This window comes from Peribacillus sp. NPDC006672, from assembly GCF_050274955.1.
Classification (GTDB): domain Bacteria; phylum Bacillota; class Bacilli; order Bacillales; family DSM-1321; genus Peribacillus.
Genome location: NZ_JBNNOR010000002.1, coordinates 238,304 through 250,445 on the forward strand (window position 1 = coordinate 238,304; position 12,142 = coordinate 250,445).

Annotated in this window: 11 protein-coding genes; 2 read left to right on the forward strand and 9 right to left on the reverse strand. The window is 38.6% G+C overall.

All coding sequences use genetic code 11. The annotated features are described in order from the left end of the window. Nucleotides 1-97: 97 nt before the first annotated feature. From ACQKKK_RS04525 to ACQKKK_RS04545, 5 genes are all read right to left on the reverse strand, one after another. Nucleotides 98-1,309, reverse strand: coding sequence for a competence protein CoiA (locus ACQKKK_RS04525; protein WP_427614387.1), 1,212 nt, complete (start codon nt 1,307-1,309; stop codon nt 98-100). Between the two features lie 97 nt (nt 1,310-1,406). Beyond that, nucleotides 1,407-2,912: a cardiolipin synthase gene (gene cls / locus ACQKKK_RS04530; RefSeq protein WP_427614388.1), complete on the reverse strand. Its 1,506-nt coding sequence runs from the start codon at nt 2,910-2,912 to the stop codon at nt 1,407-1,409. A 116-nt stretch (nt 2,913-3,028) separates the two neighbouring features. Next, a complete protein-coding gene (mecA, locus tag ACQKKK_RS04535) occupies nt 3,029-3,697 on the reverse strand; it encodes an adaptor protein MecA (protein WP_061462101.1) in 669 nt (222 codons plus the stop codon). Between the two features lie 468 nt (nt 3,698-4,165). Further along, a complete protein-coding gene (spxA, locus tag ACQKKK_RS04540; RefSeq protein ID WP_061462100.1) occupies nt 4,166-4,561 on the reverse strand; it encodes a transcriptional regulator SpxA in 396 nt (131 codons plus the stop codon). Between the two features lie 871 nt (nt 4,562-5,432). After that, nucleotides 5,433-6,014 (reverse strand): GNAT family N-acetyltransferase, encoded by a 582-nt coding sequence (locus tag ACQKKK_RS04545; protein WP_427614391.1) that lies wholly within the window; start codon nt 6,012-6,014, stop codon nt 5,433-5,435. A gap of 95 nt (nt 6,015-6,109) precedes the next feature. On the opposite strand from ACQKKK_RS04545, the gene ACQKKK_RS04550 reads away from it, so the two are divergent. Continuing rightward, a complete protein-coding gene (locus tag ACQKKK_RS04550; protein ID WP_427614393.1) occupies nt 6,110-6,298 on the forward strand; it encodes a hypothetical protein in 189 nt (62 codons plus the stop codon). A gap of 53 nt (nt 6,299-6,351) precedes the next feature. Here ACQKKK_RS04550 and ACQKKK_RS04555 read toward each other — a convergent pair whose 3' ends face one another. Then, nucleotides 6,352-7,530 carry a putative glycoside hydrolase gene (locus ACQKKK_RS04555; protein WP_427614796.1) on the reverse strand — a complete coding sequence of 393 codons (1,179 nt, stop codon included), beginning with the start codon at nt 7,528-7,530 and terminating at the stop codon, nt 6,352-6,354. 541 nt (nt 7,531-8,071) lie between these two features. Between ACQKKK_RS04555 and trpS the strand changes: the two genes are divergently transcribed. Further along, nucleotides 8,072-9,058 (forward strand): tryptophan--tRNA ligase, encoded by a 987-nt coding sequence (gene trpS / locus ACQKKK_RS04560; protein WP_427614395.1) that lies wholly within the window; start codon nt 8,072-8,074, stop codon nt 9,056-9,058. Nucleotides 9,059-9,092: 34 nt separating this feature from the next. Here the strand turns inward: trpS and ACQKKK_RS04565 are convergent, their stop codons facing one another. The 3 genes from ACQKKK_RS04565 to fabF all read right to left on the reverse strand — a co-directional run bounded on the left by ACQKKK_RS04565 (nt 9,093) and on the right by fabF (nt 12,096). After that, on the reverse strand, nt 9,093-9,848 hold the full coding sequence (locus ACQKKK_RS04565; RefSeq protein WP_034314514.1) for a YjbA family protein: 756 nt from the start codon (nt 9,846-9,848) through the stop codon (nt 9,093-9,095). A 109-nt stretch (nt 9,849-9,957) separates the two neighbouring features. Then, nucleotides 9,958-10,728, reverse strand: a complete 771-nt coding sequence (locus tag ACQKKK_RS04570) for a DUF2268 domain-containing protein (protein WP_427614397.1) — start codon at nt 10,726-10,728, stop codon at nt 9,958-9,960. Between the two features lie 129 nt (nt 10,729-10,857). Further along, nucleotides 10,858-12,096, reverse strand: coding sequence for a beta-ketoacyl-ACP synthase II (fabF, locus tag ACQKKK_RS04575; RefSeq protein ID WP_427614399.1), 1,239 nt, complete (start codon nt 12,094-12,096; stop codon nt 10,858-10,860). Nucleotides 12,097-12,142: the final 46 nt, after the last annotated feature.

Sequence of the window (12,142 nt, forward strand, 5' to 3'; positions counted from 1 at the left end):
GCTTCCTTAAAGATTTTAAATCCTCGTTCCTATTACTATTTCTCCATTAACAAAAATAATCCTGCCAATTCATCTGAATTCAAGATAAATAGAGATGTTATCCCCGATTATACTGGATATTCCGCTTTTCCATCATCAATTTATGCTTATCATAGAAAATTTTTTCCATCATTTGACCGTGATCACTGGTGACGGGAATGGAAAATGCCTTTTCAACTTTAAAGACCCCCTCTTCCGACTTTGAAATGTAACCCATTTTCTCTAATAGCTTGATATATTGATCTAAAGGATATTCCACCGGTTTTTCATGTAGCAATGGTAACGGTCTGAACTTTATTTCCCCCTTTTTTGAACGCTTCTTAAAAAAGTGGATAATATCATCCCTAGAAATCTTTTCCCCAGGTTTTTTCTTTTGAAACACATCCATGTAAAACCATGCCTGCCATTCAATCGGGGAAGTTTCGATCAACAGCATCCCTCTGACTGGAACACCCACTTCAATGGGAATTGCCCCAGGTGTAATATGATGTAAATAGAGCCCTTCGAAAAAAGGGTCACTTCTCCGTGCAGTTTTCACACGATGGAGGGTCCAGTCTTTTCGTTTGTATCTCCACGCAGGCAGAAAAGGGAAACGGAAGCAGTTTTGGGGCATTGCCCTATTAGGAGGCAGGAGCGTTAAAGAAGCAGTCGTCAATTCGGCAAAGACGGTTCTAGGGGTAAAAGGAGTGAGGTTCTTCAATACTGATAAATGATTAGTTTCCGGACAATACATCCAAAGAAACGGATGGTGGCAACTGCCGGTGACGAAGAGCCATTGGAATCCGGATAAACTGAATTCATACATGCTTTTCCTTTTTAGGCGATTTGCAGCGAGGATCCAAATTGGCGTGATGCCTATGCTTTGATAGGCTCTTGTCCGTTCAATGAATTCAATCTCCGGGATAACTGAGCATTGAAATTCTATTGCATAGCGATTACCTCCTACCGTAGCTAAGATATCAGCCCTTTTCTTGATTTCGGGCAGGTAGGCTTCTAGATCCACTTGATAACCGTGTGATAAAAACCACTGAAACAATTTTCTTTTTCCCATTAAATGATAGGCGGATTCCGGTTCTGAAGAAGCACGGCATGAAGAATTATTTTTATGGGCGAAATGCGGGACCCTGATGTTTCCTGCTTTAATGTACATTTCCATCTTGCAGCACGGACAATAATAATCTGTTGACTTTCTCCATTCAGCAAGCAAGTTTGCCGGTATCTTTTCAGGAAGGGTAATCCAAGTTCCATCTCTTTTTACCGCAGTTAACATACATCTCCTCCTTACCCACTACATTCGCTTGCATAGCAATGGATTCCTTTTAATTTTCAAAAAAAAATGCCTGATCGGCATAAAGGAAAGTTAATATCTAAAGAAGGGGGGAAAGCAATCGGCAAGTGGATTCCAACACTTTCAATCCTATATTCCGTTTAGAAAACGCATTGATTTCCACTTCTTGGGATACCTTTATATCTTCCAAAAAATCATTTACCAGCTGTTGTGTACTTTCCGTCCGGTATAGAAAGGCATTGACTTCGAAATTCAAGTGAAAGCTTCTCATATCCATATTGGTTGTCCCAATTGAGGCCATTTGGTCATCAACGATGATGATTTTACTATGCATGAAGCCTTCATTATATTGGAATATACGAACTCCCGAAGTAAGCAATTCGGGAAAATAGGTTCTCGAAGCATGAAATACAATTCGTTTATCGGGGTTCTTTGGGACGAGCAGCCTGACATCTAAACCACTTAATGCAGCTACCTTCAAAGCTTGAAGGATATCGTCGTCAGGAACGAAATAGGGAGATGCAATCCAGACCGACTTTTCTGCTGAAGTAATCATCTTAAAAAAAATGCTCTTAATGATCGTCCACTCACTATCCGGCCCTCCGCCAATCAATTGAACTCCGCCATGCCCATCATGGATCGGCATGCCGGTCAGGAGGTATTCATCCGTTAAAAAGCTATTATTGGTGCTATAATACCAATCCTGCAGAAATATGAGCTGTAGAGTCGTGACCGCTTCCCCCTTTACGAGAAGATGCGTATCACGCCAAGAACCGAATTTCGGATCATGTCCCAAATATTCATCCCCAATATTGAGTCCACCCATGAAACCGACTGAGCCATCTATCACAATTATTTTACGGTGGTTGCGATAGTTGAATTTATTATTTAATAAAGGGAGCTGCAACGGACCAAAGGCGACCATTTCGACTCCAGCATTCTTCAGTTCATCGATATAGGAGCGAGCTAACTTCCAAGAACCAACCGCATCATAGAGAAAACGAACCGCTACCCCTTCTTTTACTTTTTTTATCAAGACATCCTTTAGCACACCGCCAATGCGGTCATCCCTAACTATATAATATTCTAAATGAATATGATGTCTGGCTTTTTTTAATTCTTCAATGATATTGGAAAAAGTCTCCTTACCATTCCTTAAAATCCGGGTTTCGGTCGTAAATGAAATAGGACTATTCCCTAGCCTATTTGCAAGCGTGAATAACTGCTGTGAGTTTTCTCCCATTTCCTTAATTCGATCTTTATATTCTACTTCTCTTATTTTCACGAAACTTTGCTTATCCAAAAAGTACTTCTTGCGAAATATCCTCTCTTTCCGAAAATTACGGCCAAACAAAAAGTAAAAAATGAAACCGATGAATGGGAAAGCGCCAAACATAAGAAGCCATGTTATGGTCTGGATGGGATCCCGATTTTCCAGGAAAATGATGCATCCAATTATCACCAAGAACAGGGTCATTATAAGGCTAGAATAAAAAATCAGCCGACCATCGACTTCATTTATCAGAAAATACCAAGGCCCGACCAACAAGAGAATTAGCAGACTTATGCCAACTATATTCTTCACCTAGACTACCTCCAATTAACAAACACGGGCACATTTAAAAATCTCCCTGCCTAAGGTAAAAAAACATTTATACTTGGACGAAAAGGCCGATTTCTACTGAAATCGGCCTCAACAGTCTATGCGAAATATTTATCGACCGTTGTGAATACATCATTTTCGATGACTATTTTCCCGTACTCTTCAAGCATGTGCACCGTTATTGGTGACTCCTGACTATATTCCAATAAAAGACTTAACACATTATCGATTTCTTCCTCGTCAATTTCCGCCTCGGAAAACTCAATATAAAGATAATATTTATTTTGATAAACATAAAGTTTTGTCGTCCAGTCATCCAAGCCATGACGCTTGCTTAATGAAATGACATCTTCAAAATCCTCGAATGTCGTGATGAATTCAATCATACCATCTTCGAATGTTATACCGCTTTCTTCATCCTTACCATGAAAATGTTGATCAAGAAGCGTATCCATCTTATCTGATACATTCAATTCCTTAAACTTATCATCTGAAAGAGGCAGCTCGAGTTTCTGACCATCTTTGGCAAGCTGGGCTTTTGTGACCAAAACCTCCAAGCCTTTTTCAAGGGCTTGAACTTGAATCCATAAAGGTCCTTCAATCATGAATTCTTCTTCTTGATGCACTTCATCCATCATTTCCCAAAAAAGCTCCTCACTTCTCTCACGACTGTACCAAATCTCTTCGCGATCGAAGCCTCTTTCCTCAATATCTATATAGGAAATATAAAATTTAACTGTATCGTCATTAATGCGTTCGATTTCCATGATTCCCCTCTCCCTTCCTTTCTCATTTTGAAGGGATAATAACCCCCAAGCGAAAATTGCTCTTAAAAGCTCTTTACCCGTAAGTGAATACTGTAAATCATGATAGTCATTAAAACATACTATTTTACATCATTTTATGACAAAACCTTGAAGAAGGGAAATAAAAAACATTACTTATCTAAAAAACAATTGTTTGCCTAATATTCCATTCATTCTATATAATAATTCATCCGTATGCAACTATCACAATGCATGCTTTAATTTTAATCTTACCGCCGTTTATGCCTTATTATATACATGGGATGGTGAATTGCATTCTTATTTTATCTTTAAATGATGACCGGCTATAGGGACTTGCTTGAGATGCCAAACATCCCTGTCGCCTATGGATCTAAAATTGAGACGAAAAATCGGTTTTCTATAAAGAAAAAGCCCTGCACAATTCTTGGCAGAGCTTGAAAGACATTATTAGTTGACCATACGTTGCGCTTCCCGTAACTGGAAGGTACGGACTTTACGTGGTAAAAAGCGTCTTATCTCATCTTCGTTATAACCTACTTGAAGCCGTTTCTCGTCAAGGATAATTGGACGTCTCAACAATCCCGGATTTTCCTTGATCAATTTATATAATTCTTGAAGAGGCAGGCTCTCTAAATTTACGTTTAACTTTTGGAAAGTTTTAGACCGTGTTGAAATAATTTCATCGGTTCCATCTTCTGTCATTCGAAGAATTTCTTTAATCTCATCAATTGACAACGGTTCAGAAAAAATGTTTCTTTCTTTATAGCCAATCTCATGTTCCTCTAACCATGCTTTTGCTTTTCTGCATGAAGTACAACTAGGTGATGTATATAATGTTACCATGTTTACTCACACTCCCTAAATATAGAATCGGTGATCTATGAGGGGAAATCTACTATTAGTATTCATAAGTACCACTCTAATTTGAAATAATTTTAAATAAGTATCTCATATTCTTTATTATACACTAATTTATTTAAAATGAATACCCTTTTTGATATTTGAAAAAATCCTTTTAAACTTCTTGTTTAGCCTGTACTATAGCTATTTCGTTTTTTTATGTAATACATTAAAACCACTTTTTCTAATTGAAAATAGCTACCTACCATTCTCATTTAACTCTCAATTCAGCCCTCATGATTTTTCAATTTGCTCGTTACTTTTATTTACCCCCTATCCTTGTCAATAAACAAGTTCATGTTAATATATTTTCTTTAATAAAAAGCAAATTCCTCCTTTTACAAAAAAAACCATTCTTTTAGCACATATAATACCAAAAGTAAAAAAGGGAATATAAAAGGAAAGCGGCAAGAAGGGAACAATCTACTATCCAGAAGTTATAGATATTCATTTTCCTTCAGAAGATGCACAATAAAAGTGCATGTGAACAACCGGCACTTTCAGACGGTAGACATATTTGAAAAAAGCCAGTTCCACTGTTTATTTTTAAAAAAAAGTTCCAGTTGAATTCAGAAATCCGATCCCTTTCCGCCGACTGCCTGCCAAACCTCATCAAAGCAAGCGTCTGCGGGGTCTCGGCTAGCCAGTTATTCGACATGAAGTGTCACAAATTTCTTCAATTTAATGAGGGTTTCATCCATATAAAAAGCAAAAATACATGAAGGTTAACCAAGTCTTGTTTTAAAATCACGGTTCGGGGTAAGACACTTCCGATCGACAAAATAAAGGGCCGCTTTCCAAACGGCCCTCTTTCTCAGACTTCCATCTCTTTAAAAATATCCGTTTCCTGACCAGCTTTCAAGCTCAGTACATCCTCTACATCCTGATAAGACTTTCCATATAGGTTGTCATCTTTGTAGGTATGGATTTCAGAATAAATCTCTTTCATGAAATCAAAAACGTCTTCTTCTTCAACAGATGGATTTGAAGGCCAATATAAGATTTCCATTGGAGTATTCTCATTGGTGGCAAGAGATTTTCTGCAGTAGGAAATCGAAGAAGCATGCTTGAATCCTTCCCTTTTATAAAATCTCAGCCTTTTAAATGTATCATCATCATTTTCTTGTACTGGTTCGACTTCCAGCAAGATCGTTTTCTGTTTTTTTTGCAATTTCTGGATCAATTTCCTTCCTAATCCCTGCCCCCTTGATTTCTTTGATACAAATAGGTAATCAACGAATATAAACTCCTCCCCTTCCACATACAATAAAACATGGTCGGGACCTTCATCCTTTATATATATTTCCTGCTTATCTTCTAATAACACTTCAATATGTTCTTTAGACTTCATTTCTTCAATGGGGAAATACTGGTTTAGTTTTTCATACCAATTCATGATTTAATCTCCTCTTTTGCTAATTTATTCTTTCCAGATTTTCTCTTATCCACTACAATGGAACTTAAATAGCTTGAAAATATTGGGGGGATTGGATGATCAGTTACTTTATGGACTTTGTTTTAGTCGCAGCTTGCGTTATTGGCATCACTGCCGTGAATGGCATTGTGACGAATGGCATCGGCGAAAAATGGTTTGGAGGGAAACGTCACTCTCATATTTTCGATCAATCGAAACGAATTCAGTCAGGGTGGAATCAAGTTGGTGGGAATAAAAAGCGGTAATTTTAGAAAGAAAATGGATGACCGGAAGGATATCCCTTAGGTCATCCATTTTTTCATGGGGTATAATCCACTCCCTTTGTATATCGAGTTGCTGCATTCCATAATAAATATTCATCAATACCATTATCATTTAACGCTTTTATTTGGGCTTCAACTTCTTCCTTTCCATACCTTTGGTAATTCCCCTCTCCTAAATACGAAGCAGTAAAATCCTGAAGCCAAGGTCTTGAAGTTGGCGGGGTTTTTAATTCCTTCAGCTTCCCATTTTCCAATTTCGCATATTCCTTAACGAGATTATAAGGCTCTAAATCAGGCTTATCGATACCAAAATAAGATGTCCAGTGACTTGGATAGATCATTGAGGAAATTACATCCACGTTCTCAGAGATTTTAGTGAAGTTCTGCCCAATTCCGGGAGCTTCAGGCAACGTAGCCGCATATCCAAAAATATCCACCGATACTTCCACACCATATGGCTCCAATTGTTTCTTCGCATAACTTACGAAGTCCGTCACTGCCTGAACCCTTTTTGCTGTATGACTCACTTTCGCTTCATCATATTCACCAATATCATATTCCAAATCATTTTCTTTATTTTCGAATCCTTCGGGAAAACGGACATAGTCAAATTGAATTTCTTTAAAACCCATTTTTGCCGCTTCAATGGCAATACCGACATTATAATCCCATACCTCTTTTAAGAACGGGTTAACGAAGGCTTCCCCTCGACCATTCTTCCATACCTCTTCGCCATCTAAAAATGACAATTCAGGCCTCTCTTTAGCCAGAAGGGAGTCTTTAAAGACAACTACCCTTGCAATCGGATAAATCTGCTTATCCTCAAATTTTTTCAGCATTGCCTTAGGATTCTTTATGTAGTCTTTACCAATCCCGGCATATGGAGAATCGGGATCTTCGGTCTTATACGTAACATTCCCAAAGTCATCCTTAATATCAATGACCATCGCATTCAAATCGGTTTCATCTACATATTTAATAAGTTCATTCATTTTATTGCCACCCGCTGCAGGCCCGGTCACATATATTCCACGCACAGCATCCGGATATGCGAATTTCAACCCCGAATCAAAAACAAAACGCGGTGCATTCACAGGCAGTTCTTTATTTTCTAACGCTACCTGCCTAGTTTCGTTCATGTCCTGTGCATGAACTGGCTGTTGAATCAGGAATATGCACATCCCTGTCATCAACCATTTACTCATTTGTTTCATTTGTTTCATTTCCTCCACCTCATTCGCCATCAGTCATCAATATTCAATAAATAAAAATAGACCCCTTTCTTTAATACCACAACCATTTAACTTTACTCCTATATATTATAAATAATTAAAAAAATCTGCCATAAATAAAACCACTTGGATGCGAAAACGTTCCCAGCACGTATTCCCTTGTATGTATCCTTCCCTAAAATCGCCTGCTCAAGGTGAAATATATAAAACGGTTTTATTTACCTTGATGCTTTCATTGATCGATAAAAAAAAGACGGAAAATCCGTTCCTTTGACGTGATTGCCGTTTCGATTATACATTTAATATGAATAAATGCTAAAATACAGTTATAGTGGACAATTCGTATTCTCAGAATGGCATCGATACAGGACAAAACGGCCTTCCACGAGATTTAAATGGGCGTTCCCCTTTCATTGGCGCACATTTATTTCAAAGAAAGTGGATTCATTTTCTATTTATCCTTACAATAATGAAAAGCGAATATCCATTTATCCACAAACGCATTTAGAGGAGTGACTAGCAGTTGAAAAGGATTTTCTCCGGCATACAGCCATCCGGTTCCGTTACTTTAGGAAATTACATCGGAGCCATGAAACAATTCGTTAACTTACAAAATGAATATGAATGTTACTTTTGTATTGTTGACCAGCATGCAATTACAGTTCCACAAGATCGCCTTAAGTTAAGGAAAAACATTAAATCATTGGCCGCTTTATATTTGGCCATTGGCCTTGATCCAGAAAAGAATACAATCTTCATTCAATCAGAGGTACCTGCGCATGCTCAGGCAGGCTGGATTTTACAGAGTATTTCCTATATTGGTGAACTTGAGCGAATGACACAATTTAAAGACAAATCAGCTGGCAAAGAGGGGGTTTCCGCAGCACTGCTTACTTACCCGCCGCTGATGGCTGCCGACATTCTCCTTTATAGTACGGATGTAGTTCCTGTTGGTGAAGATCAAAGACAGCATCTTGAATTGACACGCGATTTGGCTGAACGGTTCAATAGAAAGCACAATGATATTTTTAAAATTCCGGAAATCAGCCTCCCTAAAGAAGGGGCTCGTATCATGTCCCTACAAGAACCAACCAAGAAAATGAGCAAATCGGATCCTAACAAAAAGGCAACGATTGCCTTATTGGATGATCCGAAGCAAATCGAAAAAAACATCAAGAGCGCAGTTACCGATTCCGAAGGCATTGTCCGTTACGATAAGGAAAACAAAGCCGGTGTTTCCAACCTGATGTCCATATACTCCATCTTCAGTGGGAAAACCTATTCAGAAATTGAAGAGATGTATGAAGGTAAAGGTTATGGTGACTTTAAAGGTGATTTGGCTGAAGTGGTTCTTGGAGAAATTCTGCCAATCCAGGAACGCTATCATGAATTGATCGATTCACCAGAATTAGATGAGATTCTTGACCGCGGAGCAGAAAAAGCGAACATTGAAGCCAATAAGATGATTAGAAAAATGTATAATGGCATGGGACTTGGCAGAAAGAGATAAAAAAAGACGATCCTCATCGGATCGTCTTTTTTGTTCATAATATCGATGGGCTATCGCCAGCCTCCACTTGCCAAAGCTTTTCAAAAAAAGGCTGTCCCTTCACCAAGTTTTCACAAAGTTGAAGGTGCTTCTCTGACCAGCCTTCCTTCATTTCTTCATACAACTCAAGCCACGCTATCTGAAAATCCATTTCTTGAATGCTTTCATATTTTTCAGGAGCCCATTCTGTATACCAATAGCGGATTTCAGCAGTGTTTTTCGCCGTGAATAATTGGTCCATGGCCATGAATAGTAATTGCTTAAGCTGTCTTTCTTTTCTTGTCAACCCATTCATGAATAAGGGAGACGGCGATAAAATATGATATTCTTTCTCAGATGTAGGTTTTTCAGTAAAGGTGTAATCCATCTCATCATGGTTTTCTATCATGTCATAAACAATTTGTTCCTGCCGGGGAATTATTCTGCTTTTCCTAATCGGAATATGATAACCTATCGTATCAACAGCTAAAATTCCATTTCCGTCAGTCACGATAAAACAATAGTCAAGCTGAATTCGTTCATGATTTTTCCTTGCATATGCTTTTTGATACACATCATTCAGCAATGGCTTAGGTAATTCTGACAAGTCGTTTTCTATGTAGTGGAACAATGTTGATGACACTTTCAACAAAGGAACTTGATCTAGTAGCTCGATCCCATCATCCTTCCTCCATTCATGAAAATGACAAATATTATAGCCGTTTTCTTCTCCTTCAAACCAGTTAACCCATACATCATGAAGATATAACATCATTCATCCCTCACTTAAACAAATTTCTGTTTGTCAATCAGTATAGGCAGGAACCATACAATTTATTCCTATTCCAGAAAACAGATTAAGAAAAAAAAGAACGTATATATTAGTTCTTTTTCGGTAAGAATTCTTCAGATTGAATAATGAATGATTTTTTCACAGAGAGTTTTTCAAAATTTCTCACTAGGTAATAACCACTACAGTATCCAAGCATATGTGGGTATCCTTTCATTCCAAGCAGCAGGACATCATGAAGAGGATCTGTACGTTTTATTGTGTGCCTTTCTTGTAAATGCTTAATCCATAATTCTCGTAGTTTATCTTCCTGATATAATTTAGTCCATTTCGCTAAATATTTTGCTCCTAAATATTTACCCACCGTTCTTTCCGCCAGTCCTTCCATGATCATCGTATCAAGAAGAGTGAATTCTTTTTGATCCTTTTTCAAATGATGTAATCGGCAGACATGATGATATTCGTGAATCAATATGGCCTCCATTTCCTCTTCAGCTATACCCTTGTCGTAAAAAAGGAATAGTTTATCTTTAAATGCCAATCCCGACTTCGTTTCAACTTTTTTATTCCATATCCCTGAAGACATGAGCGGAAAAATATATATGGGAACATCAGGCCCTCCCCAAAGCTTCTTATAGGCTGTAAACAAGTTTTGAGTTTTTTCCCATGCATTATTTTCTTTTAAGCCTTCCCAGGTGAGTTTTGTTTTTTGATTCGGCGAATACATGCCATGCTTTAATAAATGATGATAAATCATGTCCGCATCAAGGGTATTGTTGAATGTACCTTTAAGTCTTTCCATCATTTGGATTGGGCGGTTGAAATCCTTTTTCATCCACTCATCAGTTAAAATAACTCCCATTTCCATACACCCCCGCTTCTTTTGACTATCGTATGATTAAAAAAAGGCGGTTGACACATTTATATCCCTTGCATAACCCCTAACACAAAAAGAGCAGATCCCAAGAGATCTGCTCTACCTCAATTTAATTTATTGATATTTCTTGAAAAGAATAGTAGCGTTATGTCCACCGAATCCAAGTGAATTGCTGATGGCGGCATTAATTTCGCACTTCCTTGCTTTATTCGGAATATAGTCCAAATCACACTCAGGGTCTGGTGTTTCAATATTGATCGTTGGAGGCATTATGCTGTCCCTGATTGCCTGAATCGTGAATATCGCTTCGACTCCACCCGCTGCCCCCAACATATGGCCTGTCATGGACTTAGTTGAACTTAAGGCAAGTTTATTAGCATGGTCGCCAAAGACTTCTTTGACTGCCATTGTTTCATATTTGTCATTGTATGGCGTACTCGTTCCGTGGGCATTCACATATTGGATGTCTTCCGGATTCAAACCTGCATCCTCAATTGCAATTTTCATCGCTCTTGCCCCGCCTTCTCCACCAGGTGCCGGAGCCGTAATATGGAAGGCATCTCCAGTAGATCCATAACCAGCTATTTCAGCATAAATCTTGGCCCCTCTATTCAATGCATGTTCCAGATCTTCCAGAACGATAATCCCTGCACCTTCCCCGATTACGAATCCATCACGATTCAGATCAAAAGGACGGCTAGCAGTTTGTGGATCAGGATTGGTCGATAAAGCCGTATTTGCACAGAAACCTGCAACCGACATTTTTGTGATTGGCGCTTCTGCTCCGCCTGTGATCATCACATCGGCGTCGCCCCGTTGAATGGCTTTAAACGCGTCACCAATTGAATTTGTTCCTGTTGCGCAGGCTGTTACCGTACATGAATTGATTCCTTTAGCACCCAGTAAGATAGATACCTGGCCGGCAGCCATGTCCGGAATCATCATTGGTACGAAAAATGGGCTAACCCGCTTATACCCTCTGTTTAAAAAGTTTTCATGCTGTGTCTCAAGTGTCTCCAGCCCGCCGATACCCGAACCGATCCAGACTCCGACACGTGCTGCATTTTCATCTGATATTTCCAGCTTACTATCATTATATGCCATAACGGATGCAGCAATTGCATAATGGGTAAAACGGTCCATCTTCCGCGCTTCTTTACGATTAATATATGTTTCTATATCAAACCCCTTGATTTCAGCAGCAACTTTAACAGGGAATTCTTCAGCATTCAAACGCGTTAAAGGACCTATTCCTGAATTCCCCTCGATTATATTCTTCCATCCAGTTTCTGCATCATTACCAACTGGTGATATTGCTCCAATACCTGTTACAACTACACGGCGATTAGTCATTAGAAATGGCTCCTTCCTTTTTTTAAAGCTTTTATGTTTTGCTTCT